Raw genomic sequence first — 17,913 nt, forward strand, 5'->3', positions numbered from 1 at the left:
CTTACGGCCGATCCAGCACGTACCCCATCGAGCGCACCGTGCGCAGCGGCGATCCTGCGCCGACATCGCGCAAAGCGCGGCGCAGGCGGCTGATCCAGGCGTCGACGGTCCTCTCGTCGATCGGCTGATCGTGCTTGCCCAATGCCGCAATCAGCTGGGTGCGGCTGAATACGTGGCCGGGCTTCTCCATCAGGTAGCGCAGCAGGCGCATCTCGTTCGGCATCAGGAGCAGCGGCTTCTCCCGCCAGCGGGCCTGCAGCGCAGCAAGGTCCAGCGTCAGTTCGCCCAACCGCAGCACCCGCGTCGGCGCTTCGTGCTCGGGAAGCTGGATGGAGAGCACCCGGTCGAGAATCGCGCCTCGGTCAACGGGACCGACGATATAGTCATCCGCTCCGGCCCGCAGGGCGCGGCGCTTGGCCTCGGCGTCGTCTTCCTCGAGGATCATCGTGATATGCGCTTCCTGCCCCAAGCTGTCGCCGCAGCGCAGACGGCGGCACAGTTCAAGGCCGGACATTTCGTCCAGCACCCAATCGATGAACGCCCAGGGCCGCCCTTCCATGAGGGGAAGGGGGGCCTCAGATTTCCAGCGGTGAAACACCACGCGCAGATCGGAATGAACGAAGGGTTCCCGTCCTCCGGATAGGTTGCCTGTCAGCAGGATGTCGATGTGCCGCATGTAAAGAAAGCCCCTGTTTCCAGGAGCTTTCTGTATCGACTTTGTGACGGTGAAATGACGATGTTACACCGGCAAGCCGACGTAATTCTCGGCGATGCTCGTCTGCGCTGCCTTGCTGGACGCGATGTACTCCAGCTCGGCCACCTGCATGGCGCGCTCGAACGGGCCGTCCTCGGGGAAGCGATGCATCAGCTTGGTCAGCGACCACGAGAAACGCTCGGACTTCCACACGCGGGCCAGCGCCTTGGCGGAGTATCCCGTGATCGCATCGTTATCGGCACGCTTGAAATATCCGCTCAGGGCTTCGGCGGCATAATGCACGTCGCTGGCGGCAAGATTCAGGCCCTTTGCGCCGGTGGGCGGGACAATGTGCGCAGCATCGCCGCACAGCAGCAGGCTGCCGTGGCGCATCGGTTCGAACACGTAGGAGCGCAAAGGCGCGATCGACTTTTCGATCGAAGGCCCGCGCGTCATGTTCGCCGCAGCCTCGGGCCCAAGGCGCACCGCCAGCTCGTCCCAGATGCGCTCGTCCGACCAGTCCTCGACCTTTTCGGTCAGCGGCACGTCGACGTAATAGCGGCTGCGCGTGTGGCTGCGCATCGAGGCGAGGGCAAAGCCGCGTTCGTGGTTGGCATAGATCAGCTCATGATTGCACGGCGGCACATCGGCAAGGATGCCGAGCCAGCCGAACGGATAGACGCGCTCATACTCGCGCGCCACGCTGGCCGGGATGGCCTTGCGGCTGGGGCCATGGAACCCGTCGCAACCGACAATGAAGCGCGCATCGAGACGCAGCTGCGTGCCGTCGGCCGCATAGGTGACGTAGGGCGCTTCGCTTTCGATGTCATGCAGCGCAACGTCACCAACACCATAGATCACCTGCAGGCCGCGTTCGGGGGCGGCGTCCATCAGGTCGCGGGTGATCTCGGTCTGGCCATAGACCACCACCGTCTTGCCGGTGAGATTGGCGACGTCGATGCGGATCAGGCGTTCGCCATCGGCAAGGTTGAAGCCTTCCTCGACCAGTCCCTCGGCCTTGAGGCGCGCATCCAGCCCGAGGCGTGCCATCAGGCCGACCGTGATCTGTTCGAGTACCCCGGCGCGAATGCGGCCAAGCACGTAATCGGGCGTCTGCCGTTCGAGCACCACGCAATCGATGCCCTCGGCCTTGAGCAGGTGTCCGAGCAGCAGGCCGGCCGGGCCTGCGCCGATGATGGCGACCTGGGTCTTCATGACAATTCTCCCACGCGGCCCGCACTGGGATGCGGGCCTGATCCTGCGGAATTTGACAGAGTGCGGCATCTGGAGGAATGCAGCGTCAGGACAAACAGCTGGCACTTTTGGGACATGATCGAGGCAATTCCCAGATACGCGCTCTATGGCGAAGGGATGGCGCCAACCGCTGGCGGCTTTGCGCATATCGAGACGATTGCCGAGCGTAGCGCGCTGCACGATTGGGAAATCGGCATCCATCGGCATGACCACTTCGTGCAGGTCCTTCTGGTAGAGGAAGGACACGCCACCATCACGCTCGATACGCGCACCGTCGGGCTGGAAGGGCCGGGCAGGGTTATCGTTCCTGCCGCTGCCGTCCACGGCTTCCGCTTCCGTCAGGGGACGAGCGGATTTGTCCTCACCTTGTCCACCGACTTTTCCACACGCGCAGCAGAGCCTTCAGACCCGCTGCTCCCCGCGTTGGCCCAAGGCGGAATCGCTGCCCTTTCCGAAGAAGCTGCCACCCGCGCGTTCTGGCTGGCGCGTGAAATGCTCTTGCTCCAGCAGGACTGGCAGCAGCATGACCCCTTGTTCCTCTCGTTGGCCGAAAGCCTGATCCGCACGCTGGTCAGGGATGTGCCTGCAGGGGATGCGCTCGAGCGCTCCGACCGGCGCCTTGACCGCTTCCGCGAACTTGTCGAACTGCATTACCGCCAGCACCGCGATCTCGATTTCTACGCCGGATCGCTTGGCCTGACCCGGCGCACGCTCTCGCGCCTCACCGCCACGCGGCTAGGCTGTTCGCCGATGGACCTGATCCACCGCCGCCTCGCTCTCGAAGCCCACCGCCTGCTGCGTTATACCAATGCCACCGCCACCCAGGTTGCCGCCGAACTCGGCTTCGAAGACCCCAGCTACTTCTCCCGCTTCTACCAGCGGGTTACCGGTCGGCGGCCTTCGCAAGACAAGGCGTAGACCTGTTTAGTCATGTTTACGGATCACCGTCGACCTGTGTCTCGTCAGATTTGCTTATCGCGCAGTCATCTTTAACTAAAGTGATGCTTTTCAGATTACTGCTCCTCTTTAACAGGATCGGCTGGCAATTATGGCAAATCTTTGCCAAGATCGGTCCTGTTTTCGAGGGGTAAACGGGGGAGCCTCTTTGTCTCATGCGCTGACAAGAAGCGAAGCGGTCGCGCTGTCTGCTGCGTGCCTCCTCTTGCCGCATCCCGCATTCGGCGCCGGTGCTGAACAGGATGCGCAGGTTCCCGGCGCCCTGACGGCAAATCCTCGAGACACGGGCGATCCCATCGTCGTAAAGGGGCAGCGCGAAACGTCGATCATAGACGGCATCATTGCCGAGGATGAGCTCGAGGAAGCGGATATCTCGGCCTATGGAACCGATACGGTGGGGGACCTTCTCGATCAGGTTGCATCCGGCATTGACGCTTCCGATGACGGCCCGGTCGTTCTGATCAATGGCCAGTTGGCGAATGGAATTGATGACATTGCCGACTTGCCGCCCGAGGCGCTTCGCAAGATCCAGCTGCTTCCCCGTGATACCGCATCGCGCATCGGTCAGCGACCGGAGCGTCGTGTCGTCAACATTCAACTGAAGCCCGCTTTCCGCCAGGCGACGCTCAATGCCGAAGGCGCCTTCGCCACTGCGGGCAAGGGGACTGGCGCCGGCGCCGCCGCCGGGTACACCAAGATATCAGGTTCGAACCGGACCACGATCACGGCGCGCATGCGTGACACCGACATGCTGCTTGAAAGCGACCGCCCGATCTTGCCCACTCCGGCAGGGGTCACACCTTATGATCTTGCTGGCAACGTCGTGGCTCTTGCAGGATCGGGCAACGAAATCGACCCCATGTTCAGCCAGCTTGCCGGCACCCGGGTAACGGTGGCGGCCGTTCCGTCCACTAACCCGACACTGGCCCAGTTTGTTGCCAATGCCAATGCAACGAACCTGAATGGTATTGCGGCATACCGCAGCCTGGTGCCGGATTCCCGGACCTGGTCGATGAATGCGACGCTGGGGCGCCGGCTCGGACCCCGCACGAATGTCAACATCACCGCCAATGGTGAGCTGACCCGCAGCCGTTCGCTGCAAGGGGCGGCCACGGCGCTCCTGGGGTTGGACCCTGCCAGTCCGGTCTCGGTCTTTTCGCAAGCTGTCAATGTGGCGCGCTATCTGCCGGTGCCGCTGGAGGCCAAGCGGCAAGGAGGCGGGGCTAATCTGGCAGCAACCATCAACCACAATCTGGGCAAGTGGACCGGCACGCTTTCATTGAATTACAATCACCGCGAAGATCGGACACTGACCGATCGGGGCGTTGATACTGCGGCGCTGCAAGCGGCAATTGATGCAAACCTGTTCAGCCCATTTGCTGAAGTGCCGAATGCCTTCCTCGGCATTTCCCGGCGTGATATCGCCCGTTCGAACAGCGATCTGGCCAGTGCACAGGCGACGTTGACTGGCCCGGCCGCCAAATTGCCGACCGGGGAGATCATGGTTTCGCTCCGGGGTGGGGGCGGCATCCATTGGCAACGTTCGGAAAGCAACGGCTCGCTCGTTTCGACACGAAGGAACGATGCGAACGGGCAGGTGTCGGTTGATGTGCCCCTCGCAAGCCGGCGCAACAATGTCTTGGCTGCGATCGGGGATCTCCGGGCCAATCTTGCGCTGGGCTTGCGAAACGCAAGCGGCGTGGGGCGCTTGTGGAACCACGCCTACGGCTTGAATTGGCAACCGGTTTCCAGTGTCTCCTTGCGGGGCGGGTTCACGGGCGAGGACATTGCCCCGCAGCTGGCGATCGTCAATGCTCCAGTTATTGTCTATCCAAACGTCCGCTTCTTCGATTTCATTCGCAATGAAACGGTGGACGTCACCGTCACCAGTGGCGGGAATGCCGCCTTGCGCAACGAAAGTCGCAGAACCTTGAGCTTGGGCGGGACGTTGGCCTTGCAAGACCGCGGCAGGCTGAATCTCAACGCAGATTTCACGCGCACACGCTATCTCAACCGGATCGGCGCGCTGCCACCGCTCAATGCCGAAGTGCAGCAGGCTTTCGCTGACCGATTTGGTCGGGATGATAGTGGCCGCCTCGTCCGGGTGGACAATAGACCGGTGTCCTTTGCACGCGAGGAGCATGAGCAACTGCGATGGGGCGTCAACTTCTCACGCTTTTTCGGCAAGGCTCAGGTCCGGCAGGCCCGTCAACTGGGCACGGCGCTGATCGACAATGACGAAGATGGCCCGGCTGGCAGCCCGGGCCTGGAAGGGCCCAAGCCTTGGCGCGTCAACTTCTCCCTGAACCACACGTGGACGCTCAAGGCCCAACGCCTGGCCCGTGCAGGTTTGCCCAGCGTCGATCTTCTTGATGGCGGCGCATTCGGCTATGGCGGCGGACAGGCCAGGCACGCCATTCAATTCAATGCCGGCATTGCAGGAAAGGGATTCGGGCTGCAGTCCAGCGGGACATGGAAAGGTGCAACAAGTATCCGAGCCGGCACTTCCCCGTCTGCTGCAGATCTGCGCTATGCCTCGCGCGCATTGATCGATGTCCGGCTGTTCGCCGACCTTGGGCGCGTGTTGCCTGATGCAACTTGGGCAAGCGGCACACGCGTCAGCATCAATGCGCGAAATCTGTTCGACAGTCGACAGCGCGTTACGGACGGGACCGGCAACACGCCCTTGCGCTACCAGCCCTACCTGCTCGACGCTGTGGGCCGCTCTATACAGATCGGCGTCCGCAAGACCTTTTGACGAAGGCGCTCTTGGGCGTTTTCGAACCAGATGGCATCATCAGGTGACCCTGAAAACGCGGTAGAACAGGAGTTAGGAGCCATCCGTCCGATGCAATCGGAAGGGATTCACGCTGGCGCAAAGGAAAAGGGTGCCGATGTTGCCCGGCACCCTCTCCAAGGACATCAAGCCGTCGATCAGATCGTGGTGGTGACGATCGGAGTGTTCGGCAAGGCATAGTCGACGCCGCCAAACGAGACGTAAAGCATGGCTTCCGATTCCGAGCCCGGGACATCGACGACGCTGGTGATGATGCCGTTGGCGCCATTGTCTTCATTGCCGTCGCCGACGCAGACTGAACCGACTTCGGGAGCGTCGGTGGTCGAACCAAGATCAGCGCCATAGCCAAGCAGGTTGATACCCGTAACGGTGCCGTTCTTGTTGTTGCGAACATCGAAGGTCACAGCGTTGGCATCGATCACTGCGATCTTGCGCTTCTTCTGATGCGGGGTTTTCTTCTTGACGCCGGTCGTCCATTCACACGTGGCTTCGACTTCGGAACTGGCAAGGGTGTAGAATGACAGCGCGTCTGCCGTCATGTTGGCCTTCGCCTGGGCGTTGTTCCAGCCGTAAAGCACGGAAACGTCGCCCTTGCCGACGAAGCCTGTGCCGGTGTCGTAATTGAACGATACGGCGGCAATTGCCGAAGTCGAAATAAGGGCCGTGGCGGCAACGGCCGCAATCATCATCCTGCGCATGTGCATTATCCTTGGATTGGAGTTTGCTGCCCCTTTTCGGTTGCGACTCGATTGTTGGGGTCGGGTTTTGGTATACGCGAAAGTAACAAGTATTAAAACTGTGTTAACCATTGTGTCAGCAAGGGGGCATTACTAACCTTCGGTATTAAGAGGCAATACCATCGATGGTGTTTCATGCTGTTAAACGATTAGAATCAAAGACTTGCACTCGTTACTAACGACGGATCCAACTTGAATGAATTCGCTGGAATATCGTGGGGTTCTGCCCGTCTGTCCCATTCCGGCCCAAGGCAGTGTCAATTTGTTGCCGCTGATCGGCAGGGCTGTCCTACAGCATGGAAATATGGCAGCGCGTCGTTGGCGTGGGGAATGATGGCTCAGTGCTTTGATCTGCCGCTTGAAGTGTACCCGGGGCGGTTGCGGCATTTTTCTCAGGACACTGTAAACCCGTAAACTCCCTCCCGCGGCGTTTCCGCGCAAAAGCCAGCAATTCCCCTTGTTTCGCCCGCCAAGTTCTCTATGAATTTTTCATGGATATGAACTGCGGAAGAGGCGACTGAAATGGCCAAGATCAAGACAACCCACGTCGGCAGCCTCCCGCGCGGGGATGAATTGACGCCTCTGCTCCTCGCCCGGGACAAGGGTGAGCCCTACGATGCCGCGGATTTCGACGCGAAAGTTTCTGCCGCCGTCGATGCCGCGGTGAAGATGCAGGTCGATGCCGGAGTCTCGGTGGTCTCCGATGGCGAACTCGGCAAGGTCGGCTACTCCACGTACATGATCGAGCGCCTCTCCGGCTTCGGCGGCCACATCGATCGCAAGCCCGCTGCTGACCTTGCCGAAGTGCCCAATCTTGCGAAGAAGCTCTCGGCGATCATGGGCAGCCAGGAATTCGTCCGCGCTTCGTGCATCGGGCCGGTGCGAAAGGTCACGCTGCAGCCGCTGCACGACGATATCCGCCGCTTCAAGGCGGCGCTGGAAAAGCACGCAGCGCCCGATACGGAAGCGTTCATGAATGCGGCCTCGCCGGGCCTGATCACCGCCTTCCAGGTCAATCGCCACTATCCCACCCACGAAGCTTACCTCGCCGACCTCGCCGATGCGATGCGCGAGGAGTACGAGACGATCGTGGACGCGGGCTTCTACCTCCAGCTCGATTGTCCCGATCTCGCGATGAGCCGTCACACCGGCTATCAGGACATGTCGGAAGAGGACTTCCTCAAGGTAGCCGCCGCCAACGTCGAAGCGCTGAACGCGGCGACGGCCAACATTCCGCCCGAGAAGATGCGCATGCACATCTGTTGGGGCAACTACGAAGGCCCCCACGATCATGATATCCCGCTGGAACGCGTGGTCGACATCGTGATCAAGGCCCGACCCGCCACGATCCTGTTCGAAGGCGCCAACCCGCGCCACGAACACGAATGGACGGTGTGGAGGGACGCGAAGCTGCCGGATCACAAGATCCTTGCGCCGGGCCTGATCGACACCTGCTCGAACTACATCGAGCATCCTGAGCTGATCGCCCAGCGCATCGAGCGCTTTGCCAGCTTCGTCGGCGTGGACCGCGTGGTCGCCAGCACCGACTGCGGCTTCGGCACATTTGCCGGTTATGGCAAGCTCGATCCGATCGTGACGTGGCGCAAGCTCAAGTCGCTGCGCGAAGGCGCAGACATCGCAGCGAGCCGCCTGTGAGTCCGGAAGACCGCCGCGCGGCCGAGCATGATTGCGCCCGGCTGGTTGCGCTTTATGCCAACCTGAACGACGAGGCGCGTTGGGAGGAAGTGGCAGCCCTCTATACCGAGGATGGTGTCATGTACCGCCCGACCGCGCCAGATCAGGGAGTAGTGGGACGCGAAGCGATCCTCGCCGCGTTCAAGGCCCGTCCGCCACGCACTACACGACATGTCTGCTCGAACGTGGTCATTGATGTTGAAGGGCCGGCGACTGCATGCGGCACCAGCGCCATGCTGCTGTTCACAGGCGACGGCGCCCCGCTCGTCGGCTCTTTCCACGATCGCTTTGCGCTTACCGCCGACGGCTGGCGGTTCGCAGAGCGCCGCGGCAGCCTGACGTTCAAGTGAACGCACCAACCGCATCCAACCCCGTCAAGTCGGCGATGCGGACGCTCGACGTAATCGAGTACGTCGTGGCGCATCGGCAGGGCGCGGTGGCCCAGGAGATTGCGGGCGCGCTGGCCATTCCGGTCAGCAGCCTGTCCTATCTGCTCGCCACCTTGACCGAGCGTGGATACTTGACGCGGGAAGGGCGACGCTATTTGCCGGGGCCGGGCCTGCAGCGGCTGCGAGCCCCTGAAACGGCACTGACGCTTGAGGATCGGGTGGCGCCGCTGGTCCGCGCCCTCCGCAGCGAGTTGAACGAGACATCGTCTTTCATGGTGCGCCGTGGCTGGGAAGTCGAAGCGCTGGTCACAGAGGCCAGCGATCAGGCGCTGCGCTATGCCGTCGACCCTGGCACGCGACGCCCGCTCCATGCACTGGCCGCCGGCAAGATCATGGCAGCGTGGCTGCCGCCGGCCGAGATGGAGCGCTATTTCGCCGAGACCGAACGCGCCAAGCTGACGCCGCAGACAAGGACGACAGAGGGGGAGCTTCGCGCCGACTTTGCGCAGATCATGGCCACTGGCTTCAGCCTCGCCCAGGAAGAGGCGACGGTCGGGATATGCGGCATGGCGGTCCCGGTATGGATCGACGAGCAGCTTGCCGGTGCGTTCAGCGTGGCTGTCCCTGCGGTACGCTTCGATGAACAACTGGCCGAGCGGGTGCGCCAACTTTTGCTGCGCGTGGCAGGAGCGGTAAAGTGATGAAGCGCAGGTCTTTTCTGGGGCTATTGCACGCCGCTGGAGGTCTGGTGGTCGTACCCGGCCTGGCGCGAGCCTCGGCAGACCAACGTCGCTTTCGCGTGATTTGCGATAACGACTTTTCCGGCGACCCGGACGGGCTGTTCCAGCTGGCGCACCACTTGCGCTCGCCTTCGGTCGAAGTGCGGGCGATCATCGGATCGCATCTTCATGTCGATGAAATCTGGGCAAAATCAGAGCATCAGGCAACGGATGGAGCAAACAAGGCCCGCGAATTGCTTGGAGTCATGGGGCTGACCGGCAAGGTTCCCGTCAACGTCGGGTCGGAGAAAGCGATGGTCTCCGCGTTCGTCCCGGCGCGCTCGGCAGCGGTCGATGCGATCATTGCAGAGGCGATGCGGGACGATCCCCTGCCGTTGTTCTATTGCGCCGGGGCCGGGTTGACCGATCTTGCTTCAGCCTTGCTGATCGAGCCGCGCATCGCCAAGCGGCTGACGCTGGTGTGGATTGGCGGGCCGGAGTATCCCGGGCTTGGCCTGCCCGTGCCGGGTGGATCTCCGGGCGAGTACAACATAACAATTGACGTTGCCGCAGCACAGGTCGTCTTCAACCGCTCCGACGTTGCGATATGGCAAGTGCCGCGCAACACGTATCGGCGAATGCTATTCTCGATGGCCGAACTCCAAGCGATGAAGGAGAATGGCGGGACCGGGGCTTGGCTGGCGGGTCAGATATCCGGACTGTCCGAGGCCGCAGCGAAGATGGGGCTTAAGGTGGGCGAAGCCTATGCCTTGGGCGATAGCCCGCTGGTCACGCTGACGGTGCTTCAGTCCGCGTTCGAGCCTGACCCTTCTTCGAGCGATTACGCCGTTGTGCCTGCGCCTACGGTGCAGGACGATGGCACCTGCAGGCCGAACCCCAAAGGACGTCCGATCCGCGTCTATACCACGATCGACACGCGGCTGACGTTCGGGGACATGCTGGCCAAGCTCAGGAAGTAAGGGCCGGATCGCTCCGGCCCATTCCTTTTATTTCTTCATTCCTTCGGTGATGCGCTGGGTTTCGGCGCGGGTCGAATCCGGGCCGGTGTTGCGCTTGTAGATGCCGCCTTGGCCAGCCGAGCGGTTGAACAGGTCCGGATCGCCTTCGCGCTGTTCGAGGCCAAACAGGGGGAAGAGGCCGGGATGACGCCCGAGGCCGCCGTAGAGATCGAGGCAGCGTTCGATCCAGGGACGGAGCGGGTCGTCGTTGGCAAGGACCGGAGTCTTGCAGACCGATGCGGTGAACAGGATGCCGCCCATGATTCGGAAGTCGGCATAGTTGGGCGACGACCCGCCGAGCCATTCGTGCTGGCCGAGCGCCGCGCGCAGTGGTTCAAGCGCGGCGCTGATCCTGGGCAGGCGCTCTTCGCGGCCGGCCTGCACATCCTCGAGCTTGCGGCCGAGCATCTTTTCGCGGCTGTGGGTGACGTATTCGTGGTCTGCCGGCACCGAGAGATCGCGATAGTCGGCGCAGAAGCAGAACATCCAAGGGCCAACGGCGGCGTTCCAGAACCAGTGATCAAGTGCCTTGAGCGTGACGGCAACGCTTTCGTGCGGGATCAGGGCAGGGCGATCCGGGTACTTCGCGTCGAGGTACTCGACGATGCCCCAGCTGTCGAGCACCCATTCGCCGTCATCCACGATGGCAGGCAGGCGCTCGGTCTTGCCGCCGGTGCGTTCGAGAATGCCGGTGAAGCCGCCTGGCACGACGTCGAGATCGAAGCCCTTGTGCTTGAGCGCGTACTTGGTCGCCCAGACGAACGGGCTGATCGTCGCACCGGTGGAAAGGGCGAGGTCGTAGAAGGTAATGGTATTGTTGGCGGCCATGGCATCCTCGGGTTTCTGGCTCGGTTCTTGTCACCCGCACTTTGCCAGATATTGTTAGTAACACAAACGAAATTTGTGCCTCGACCGCCGTCACCCTGAACTCGTTTCAGGGTACATCCGTCCCCACACCAGGCTGCCTGCGTTTAGACATGGATCCTGATACAAGTTCTGGATGACGAGGCGTTAGCAGCGCAGGAAGTGCTACAATGCAAAGAGCGCCGGACCCGTCGGGATGGGCCGGCGCTCTCGCTGTCAGGCTTGCGCCTTGAGACTTACTTCTTCGTGCGCCAGCCTTCGGCGTAGCTGTCGCGGGCAACTTCCGAGTAGGGCACTGCAGCAACGGTGGCCTTGATTTCGGTCTGGACGTGGGGTTCGACCGTCGGCTTGGTGGTGCCGCCGTTGGGTTCGCCCCAGAGCAGGCTGACCTCGGTGCCAGGCTCGACGTAGCCCGGTTCCATCATCGCGAGGGTCAGGAACTTGCCTTCGTTGGCAGTGTAGCCGATCCAGGTGGAAAGGCCGACCATCTTGCCATCGGCGAGGACCTGATCGAACGGGTGCATCGAGTAGACCGCGCTCGGGTACTCCATGAACTTGGCGCGATCGCCCTTGCTCAGTGCCGAGGACTGGACGCGCATGACATCTTCGTTGTCGAGCGCGAGCGTGACCTTGGTGCGGTGCTTGCCTTGAGCGGCCATCTTTTCGAGCGCGGCACGGCCGATGAAGTCATGGTCGAACTTGACGAAGGGGCCGTAGCCGAGATCCCACGGCGTGGTGTAGTAGCCCTCGATGGTTTCGGGCACGTAGCTGCCGCCGACCGAGCACTTGGCTTCGTAGGAATTGGCGGAGAGCCATTCACGATAGGGGCGGAGCGCTTCGCCAGTGTAGATCGCGGGGAAGGGCGAGGGGATCCAGCCCGATTCCAGGGTGTTGGACGAGTAGGCGCGACCGCCAACCAGCGCCATCTGGAATTCCTTGCCGGCATCGACCAGCGCGGCGTGGACGGCGCCATAGTCTTCCCACGGGCCCATCAGTTCGAAGCCCGGCTGGCCAGCCATGCCATGACGCAACGCGCGCACTTCCTTGCCGCCGATGGTCATGCGGGTCATGTGGAAGAACTTGAGGTCAGGCGCGGTCTTCCCGGTGGCCTTCTCGATGATCTTCATCGCGTTCGGACCCTGCACCTGGAAACGGTACGAATTGCGTTTGCCATCGGTGCGCATCGCCCAGCGTTCGTCGCGCTCCACCGTGACGTTCCAGTTGCCCGAAGCAGCGTGGTATTCGACCCACTCGATCGTCGGTGCGCGGCCGACGAGGTTGAAGTGGTTTTCGTCGAGGTAGAACAGGATCACGTCGCCGATGACGTAGCCGTCGGGCGTCACCGGTACGAACTGCTTGGCGCGATCAGGCTGGAAGTTCTTGAACGAGTTGACGCCGAGGTGTTCGAGCATCTTGAAGGCGTCAGGCCCCTTAACCGCCAGATCGACCATATGGTACGACTGGTTGTAGAGCACCGCCGAGTGCGCCCACGCCCACTGTTCGTTGCGCCAGTTCGAGTATTCTGCCGGAACACCGGGATAGACGTTGGGGCCGACCTGCTGGTTGCGGACGAAGTTTACGAGGTCACCGGCATTCTGGATGACCTGTTCGAGGGTCTGGGACATGGTTTCTTGGCTCTCCCGATGCGATTTCGCGGATGTGGAGTCGCTTTGCCCTATTTTCGCGTGCTTGAAAAGTTCGGAATGCTGAATTGCGCAAAAAATGTATGTGACACATACGACCGGGTTCGGTTCTGCAAAAACGAAAGGGGCCGGTCCTTGCGGACCAGCCCCCTTGCGTGTCGGTTAAGGCAAATCAGCCTTCGACGTGTTCGGCGAGAACCGTCAGGCCCTTGGCGCCGACTTCCGCGAAGCCGCCCTGGACCGTGATCTCTTCAGGTGCCGAACCTGCAGACTTGTAGACCTTGATCGTCCCGTCCTTGACCGTGGACATGAAAGGCGCGTGGCCTTCCAGCACGCCGAATTCACCGTCGGTGCCAGGAACGACAACCATGTGGACCTCTTCCGAACGGACGAGGCGGGCCGGGGTGACGAGTTCGAAGTGGAGCGACATCTCTTGCCTTTCGGTCTCCCCGGGGCCAGCCCGGGGAGCTAGCTCAATCAGGCTTCAGCAGCCAGCTTCTTGGCCTTTTCGACCGCTTCGTCGATGCCGCCGACCATGTAGAACGCGGCTTCGGGAAGGTGGTCGTACTCGCCGTCGACAACCGCCTTGAACGAACGCACGGTGTCTTCGACCTGGACGAACTTGCCCGAGATGCCGGTGAACACTTCGGCGACGTGGAACGGCTGCGACAGGAAGCGCTGGATCTTGCGGGCGCGGGCGACGGTGAGCTTATCTTCTTCCGAAAGCTCGTCCATGCCGAGGATCGCGATGATGTCCTGCAGCGACTTGTACTTCTGCAGCGTTTCCTGAACGCGGCGGGCGGTCTGGTAGTGCTCTTCACCGACGACGGCGGGCGTCAGCACGCGCGAGGTCGAATCGAGCGGGTCGACCGCCGGGTAGATGCCGAGTTCAGAGATCGCGCGGTTCAGCGTGGTCGTTGCGTCCAAGTGGGCGAACGAGGTGGCCGGTGCCGGGTCGGTAAGGTCGTCCGCGGGAACGTAGATCGCCTGCACCGAGGTGATCGAACCCTTGGTGGTGGAGGTGATGCGCTCCTGCAGCGCGCCCATGTCGGTCGCGAGCGTCGGCTGGTAGCCCACCGCCGAAGGAATGCGGCCGAGCAGTGCCGACACTTCCGAACCCGCCTGGGTGAAGCGGAAGATGTTGTCGACGAAGAACAGAACGTCCTGGCCTTCCTGGTCGCGGAAGTACTCGGCCATGGTGAGACCCGACAGAGCGACGCGAGCGCGGGCGCCCGGCGGTTCGTTCATCTGTCCGAACACGAGAGCCACCTTCGAACCATCGGGGGTCGGGTTGCCGTCGGCGTCCTTGGCGATAACGCCAGCGTCGAGGAACTCGTGGTAGAGGTCGTTACCCTCGCGGGTGCGTTCACCGACGCCCGCGAAGACCGACACGCCGCCGTGGCCCTTGGCGATGTTGTTGATCAGTTCCTGAATGAGAACCGTCTTGCCCACGCCTGCGCCGCCGAACAGGCCGATCTTGCCGCCCTTGGCGTAAGGAGCGAGAAGGTCGATGACCTTGATGCCGGTCACGAGGATCGCGGCTTCGGTCGACTGCTCGATGAATTCCGGAGCCTTGGCGTGGATCGGAGCGGTCTGCTCGGCGCCAACCGGACCACGCTCGTCGATCGGATCGCCGACGACGTTCATGATGCGGCCGAGGGTCTTGGGGCCGACCGGCACCGAGATCTGCGCGCCGGTGTTGGTCACGGGCTGGCCGCGGGTCAGGCCGTCCGTCGAGTCCATCGCGATGGTGCGAACGGTGTTCTCGCCGAGGTGCTGCGCGACTTCGAGAACGAGGCGGTTGCCGTTGTTGTCGGTTTCGAGCGCCGAGAGAATGGCGGGGAGTTCGCCGTCGAACGCGACGTCGACGACGGCGCCGATGACCTGGCTGATCTTGCCGGTAGCTGCTGCGGTGGCCATTGTTGTTTCCTTGCCTTCTATGTCGTCGTCAGAGCGCTTCGGCGCCAGCGATGATTTCGATGAGTTCGGTGGTGATCGCGGCCTGGCGGCTGCGGTTGTACTGGATGGTGAGCTTGTTGATCAGCTCGCCCGCATTGCGCGTCGCGTTGTCCATCGCGGTCATCGACGCGCCCTGTTCCGAGGCTTCACGCTCAAGCAGGGCACCGAAGAGCTGCGTGGTCACGTAGCGCGGCAGCAGTTCCTCGAGGATTTCCTCCTCGCCCGGCTCGTATTCAACCACCGCGTCAATGGCGACGGTGTTGGTCGGAGCGGGGACGGGGATGATCTGCGTGGTGACCGGCAGCTGGGTCAGCGCGTTCTTGAACTCCGGCGCGACGAGATGCGCGACGTCGAACTTGCCGGCTTCGAACATATCGAGGAGTTCGCGAGCGATCGCGCTGGCTTCGTCGAAGCCGGGCGTGCGCACGTTGCCGGTATCGTATCCGGCGGCGATGCCGTTCGGATAGTCACGGCGGATCGGGGCGCGGCCCTTCTTGCCGACGAGGTAGAACGACACCGTCTTGCCCGCGGCTTCAAGCGCGCGCGCCTGCAGCTTGGCTTCCTTGACGATGTTCGAGTTCAGACCACCGCAAAGGCCCTTGTCGGTGTTGACCACGACAAGGAGGTGACGCTGGTCGGAGCCGGTGCCGCGCATAAGCAGCGGACCGTTGTCCTGGCCCGCGACCTTGGCAGCGAGGCTGCCCATGACTTCCGCGAGGCGGCTGGCATAGGGGCGCGCGGCTTCGGCAGCCGCCTGCGCCTTGCGCAGCTTGGCCGCCGCGACCATCTGCTTGGCCTTGGTGATCTTCTGGGTCGACTTGACCGAGTTGATCCGGCCCTTGAGTTCCTTCAGCGAGGCCATGACGGCTCCCTTGATCCGTCACCCCGCCGCGCTGGACGGGGTGGCGTTGACTTCAAAGACTTAGGCGAACTGCTTGGCGAAAGCGTCGAGCGCCGCGACCAGCTTGCCCTTGGCTTCGTCGCCAAGGTCCTTGGTGTCGCGGATCAGGCCGAGCAGGTCAGCGTGCTGCGTGCGCAGGAAGCTGAGCAGTTCGGCTTCATACTCGGTGACACGGTTCACCGGCACGCTGTCGAGGTAGCCCTGGGTACCGGCGAAGATCACCGCAGTCTGCTCTTCGAAGCCGAGCGGCGAGAACTGCGGCTGCTTGAGCAGCTCGGTCAGGCGTGCACCGCGGTTGAGGAGCTTCTGGGTCGAAGCATCCAGATCCGAACCGAACTGGGCGAAGGCCGCCATTTCGCGGTACTGGGCGAGCTCGAGCTTGATCGATCCGGCAACCTTCTTCATCGCCTTGGTCTGTGCCGACGAGCCGACGCGCGACACCGACAGACCGACGTTGATGGCCGGACGAATGCCCTGGTAGAACAGGCCGGTTTCAAGGAAGATCTGGCCGTCGGTGATCGAGATCACGTTGGTCGGGATATAGGCCGACACGTCGCCCGCCTGGGTTTCGATGATCGGCAGAGCGGTGAGCGATCCAGCGCCGTTCTCGTCGTTCATCTTCGCGGCGCGCTCGAGCAGGCGGCTGTGGAGGTAGAACACGTCGCCGGGGTAAGCTTCGCGGCCCGGCGGGCGACGGAGCAGCAGCGACATCTGCCGATAGGCAACGGCCTGCTTGGAAAGGTCGTCGTACACGATCACGGCGTGCATGCCGTTGTCGCGGAAGAATTCGCCCATGGTCGCACCGGTGTAGGGCGCGAGGTACTGGAGCGGAGCCGGTTCCGAAGCGGTGGCGGCGATGACGATGGAGTATTCCATCGCGCCGTTCTCTTCGAGCTGGCGGACGATCTGCGCGACGGTCGAGCGCTTCTGACCCACGGCGACGTAGATGCAGTAGAGCTTCTTGCCTTCGTCGGTGCCGGCGTTGACGGCCTTCTGGTTGATGAAGGTGTCGATCGCGACGGCGGTCTTGCCGGTCTGACGGTCACCGATGATCAATTCGCGCTGACCACGGCCGACGGGTACGAGAGCGTCAATCGCCTTGAGGCCGGTCTGCACGGGTTCATGCACCGACTTGCGCGGGATGATGCCCGGAGCCTTGACTTCGACGCGGGTGCGGGTGGCGTCGACGATCGGGCCCTTGCCATCGATCGGGTTGCCCAGAGCATCGACTACGCGGCCGAGCAGGCCCTTGCCGACGGGAACGTCGACGATGGTGCCGGTGCGCTTGACGACATCGCCTTCCTTGATTTCGGCGTCCGAGCCGAAGATCACGACGCCGACGTTATCGGCTTCGAGGTTCAGGGCCATGCCCTTAACGCCATTGGCGAATTCGACCATCTCGCCGGCCTGGACCTTGTCGAGACCGTGGATGCGGGCGATACCGTCACCCACCGAGAGAACCGACCCGACTTCCGAGACCTGGGCGTCGGTGCCGAAGCTGGCGATCTGGTCCTTGATGACCTTCGAGATTTCAGCGGCGCGGATTTCCATGTTCTGTCCTTCCTGGAACCTGTGCGGGCCGTTAGGCCTTCATCGCCTGGGCGAGAGAATTGAGACGGGTGCGGATCGAGCTGTCGATCATCTGGCTGCCGATCTTGACGACGAGGCCACCAAGGATTTCGGGATCGACGCTGGTCTTGAGCTTGATCGACTTGCCGGTACGGGCCTTCAGCTTTTCAGTGAGGGCTGCGATCTGTGCATCGTCGAGCGGGTGAGCGCTGGCGACTTCGGCGCTGACTTCGCCGCGATGGGCGGCAGCGATCTGGCCGAAGGCGCGGATCACGTCGGGCAGGGCCGAGAGGCGGCGGTTCGAAGCGAGCACGCCGAGGAACTTCTTCGTAAGGTCGCCAAGACCGAGCAGGCCGGCAACCGAATCCATTGCGCGGCCGGCTGCATCGCGGCCAAGCTGCGGGTTGCTGATCAGGCCCTTGAGGTCAGCCGATTCGCGCAGTGCAGCATCGAGCTTCTCGAGATCGCTTTCGACCGCCGAAACGAAGCTCTGTTCATTGGCCAGATCGAACAATGCCGAGGCGTAACGCCCTGACAGGCTGGCCGTAATGCCGCTGGAAATCTCCACGCGCCGAAGTTCCTTCATCCAGGATAAGCCGAGGCAGACCATTACCCGGCGATGAACACCGGGTGGCCTGCAGACGGGGCGCGCCTAGCAACGTCAGGCCCATATGACAAGATGCGACTTGGCTTCTTGTGCATAGGTATGATCGTGA

At 62.4% G+C, this 17,913-nt stretch carries 16 protein-coding genes; 6 read left to right on the plus strand and 10 right to left on the minus strand.

Features of this window, described 5'->3' with window-relative positions; genetic code table 11:
- Position 1: 1 nt before the first annotated feature.
- Both AC1Q5P_RS12050 and pobA read right to left on the minus strand, forming a co-directional pair.
- On the minus strand, positions 2 to 676 hold the full coding sequence (locus tag AC1Q5P_RS12050; protein WP_039335097.1) for a response regulator transcription factor: 675 nt from the start codon (positions 674 to 676) through the stop codon (positions 2 to 4).
- Between the two features lie 63 nt (positions 677 to 739).
- Positions 740 to 1,909, minus strand: coding sequence for a 4-hydroxybenzoate 3-monooxygenase (gene pobA, locus AC1Q5P_RS12055; RefSeq protein ID WP_193828007.1), 1,170 nt, complete (start codon positions 1,907 to 1,909; stop codon positions 740 to 742).
- Between the two features lie 114 nt (positions 1,910 to 2,023).
- Between pobA and AC1Q5P_RS12060 the strand changes: the two genes are divergently transcribed.
- Together AC1Q5P_RS12060 and AC1Q5P_RS12065 are read left to right on the plus strand one after the other, a co-directional pair.
- Positions 2,024 to 2,866 carry a helix-turn-helix domain-containing protein gene (locus tag AC1Q5P_RS12060; RefSeq protein WP_062343653.1) on the plus strand — a complete coding sequence of 281 codons (843 nt, stop codon included), beginning with the start codon at positions 2,024 to 2,026 and terminating at the stop codon, positions 2,864 to 2,866.
- Between the two features lie 244 nt (positions 2,867 to 3,110).
- Entirely contained in the window at positions 3,111 to 5,663 is a 2,553-nt protein-coding gene (locus AC1Q5P_RS12065) for a hypothetical protein (RefSeq protein WP_492519056.1), read from the plus strand.
- Positions 5,664 to 5,839: 176 nt separating this feature from the next.
- Here AC1Q5P_RS12065 and AC1Q5P_RS12070 read toward each other — a convergent pair whose 3' ends face one another.
- Positions 5,840 to 6,400: a hypothetical protein gene (locus AC1Q5P_RS12070; protein ID WP_492519057.1), complete on the minus strand. Its 561-nt coding sequence runs from the start codon at positions 6,398 to 6,400 to the stop codon at positions 5,840 to 5,842.
- 561 nt (positions 6,401 to 6,961) lie between these two features.
- Between AC1Q5P_RS12070 and AC1Q5P_RS12075 the strand changes: the two genes are divergently transcribed.
- The 4 genes from AC1Q5P_RS12075 to AC1Q5P_RS12090 are packed head-to-tail and all read left to right on the plus strand — an operon-like array spanning position 6,962 to position 10,222.
- Entirely contained in the window at positions 6,962 to 8,095 is a 1,134-nt protein-coding gene (locus tag AC1Q5P_RS12075) for a cobalamin-independent methionine synthase II family protein (RefSeq protein ID WP_039335084.1), read from the plus strand.
- Positions 8,092 to 8,484, plus strand: a complete 393-nt coding sequence (locus AC1Q5P_RS12080) for a nuclear transport factor 2 family protein (RefSeq protein WP_492519058.1) — start codon at positions 8,092 to 8,094, stop codon at positions 8,482 to 8,484. Before AC1Q5P_RS12075 ends, AC1Q5P_RS12080 begins: the two co-directional genes overlap by 4 nt.
- Positions 8,481 to 9,224, plus strand: coding sequence for an IclR family transcriptional regulator (locus AC1Q5P_RS12085; RefSeq protein ID WP_039335078.1), 744 nt, complete (start codon positions 8,481 to 8,483; stop codon positions 9,222 to 9,224). The genes AC1Q5P_RS12080 and AC1Q5P_RS12085 overlap by 4 nt, the downstream gene beginning before the upstream one ends.
- Positions 9,224 to 10,222, plus strand: coding sequence for a nucleoside hydrolase (locus AC1Q5P_RS12090; protein ID WP_492519059.1), 999 nt, complete (start codon positions 9,224 to 9,226; stop codon positions 10,220 to 10,222). The genes AC1Q5P_RS12085 and AC1Q5P_RS12090 overlap by 1 nt, the downstream gene beginning before the upstream one ends.
- Positions 10,223 to 10,249: 27 nt before the next feature.
- Here the strand turns inward: AC1Q5P_RS12090 and AC1Q5P_RS12095 are convergent, their stop codons facing one another.
- The 7 genes from AC1Q5P_RS12095 to AC1Q5P_RS12125 form a co-directional block, all read right to left on the minus strand.
- Positions 10,250 to 11,089: a beta-etherase gene (locus AC1Q5P_RS12095; protein WP_062343074.1), complete on the minus strand. Its 840-nt coding sequence runs from the start codon at positions 11,087 to 11,089 to the stop codon at positions 10,250 to 10,252.
- A 272-nt stretch (positions 11,090 to 11,361) separates the two neighbouring features.
- Complete coding sequence (gene desA / locus AC1Q5P_RS12100) at positions 11,362 to 12,750, minus strand: syringate O-demethylase (RefSeq protein WP_492519060.1); 1,389 nt, start codon at positions 12,748 to 12,750, stop codon at positions 11,362 to 11,364.
- 190 nt (positions 12,751 to 12,940) lie between these two features.
- Positions 12,941 to 13,198, minus strand: coding sequence for an ATP synthase F1 subunit epsilon (locus AC1Q5P_RS12105; RefSeq protein ID WP_039335066.1), 258 nt, complete (start codon positions 13,196 to 13,198; stop codon positions 12,941 to 12,943).
- Between the two features lie 47 nt (positions 13,199 to 13,245).
- A complete protein-coding gene (gene atpD, locus AC1Q5P_RS12110) occupies positions 13,246 to 14,688 on the minus strand; it encodes a F0F1 ATP synthase subunit beta (RefSeq protein WP_039335064.1) in 1,443 nt (480 codons plus the stop codon).
- 28 nt (positions 14,689 to 14,716) lie between these two features.
- Positions 14,717 to 15,589 (minus strand): F0F1 ATP synthase subunit gamma, encoded by an 873-nt coding sequence (locus tag AC1Q5P_RS12115; RefSeq protein WP_427464632.1) that lies wholly within the window; start codon positions 15,587 to 15,589, stop codon positions 14,717 to 14,719.
- A 60-nt stretch (positions 15,590 to 15,649) separates the two neighbouring features.
- Positions 15,650 to 17,179, minus strand: a complete 1,530-nt coding sequence (atpA, locus tag AC1Q5P_RS12120) for a F0F1 ATP synthase subunit alpha (RefSeq protein ID WP_039335058.1) — start codon at positions 17,177 to 17,179, stop codon at positions 15,650 to 15,652.
- A 31-nt stretch (positions 17,180 to 17,210) separates the two neighbouring features.
- Entirely contained in the window at positions 17,211 to 17,765 is a 555-nt protein-coding gene (locus AC1Q5P_RS12125) for a F0F1 ATP synthase subunit delta (RefSeq protein WP_039335249.1), read from the minus strand.
- Positions 17,766 to 17,913: the final 148 nt, after the last annotated feature.

It is taken from the genome of Novosphingobium sp. GW835-FHT14H07, from assembly GCF_058793515.1.

Bases quoted from the DNA above. Each gene is read 5' to 3' on its own strand.
- AC1Q5P_RS12050 (WP_039335097.1), bottom strand. From the start codon at position 676: ATGCGGCACATCGACATCCTGCTGACAGGCAACCTATCCGGAGGACGG.
- pobA (WP_193828007.1), bottom strand. From the start codon at position 1,909: ATGAAGACCCAGGTCGCCATCATCGGCGCAGGCCCGGCCGGCCTGCTG.
- AC1Q5P_RS12060 (WP_062343653.1), top strand. From the start codon at position 2,024: ATGATCGAGGCAATTCCCAGATACGCGCTCTATGGCGAAGGGATGGCG.
- AC1Q5P_RS12070 (WP_492519057.1), bottom strand. From the start codon at position 6,400: ATGCGCAGGATGATGATTGCGGCCGTTGCCGCCACGGCCCTTATTTCG.
- AC1Q5P_RS12075 (WP_039335084.1), top strand. From the start codon at position 6,962: ATGGCCAAGATCAAGACAACCCACGTCGGCAGCCTCCCGCGCGGGGAT.
- AC1Q5P_RS12090 (WP_492519059.1), top strand. From the start codon at position 9,224: ATGAAGCGCAGGTCTTTTCTGGGGCTATTGCACGCCGCTGGAGGTCTG.
- AC1Q5P_RS12095 (WP_062343074.1), bottom strand. From the start codon at position 11,089: ATGGCCGCCAACAATACCATTACCTTCTACGACCTCGCCCTTTCCACC.
- desA (WP_492519060.1), bottom strand. From the start codon at position 12,750: ATGTCCCAGACCCTCGAACAGGTCATCCAGAATGCCGGTGACCTCGTA.
- AC1Q5P_RS12105 (WP_039335066.1), bottom strand. From the start codon at position 13,198: ATGTCGCTCCACTTCGAACTCGTCACCCCGGCCCGCCTCGTCCGTTCG.
- atpD (WP_039335064.1), bottom strand. From the start codon at position 14,688: ATGGCCACCGCAGCAGCTACCGGCAAGATCAGCCAGGTCATCGGCGCC.
- AC1Q5P_RS12115 (WP_427464632.1), bottom strand. From the start codon at position 15,589: ATGGCCTCGCTGAAGGAACTCAAGGGCCGGATCAACTCGGTCAAGTCG.
- atpA (WP_039335058.1), bottom strand. From the start codon at position 17,179: ATGGAAATCCGCGCCGCTGAAATCTCGAAGGTCATCAAGGACCAGATC.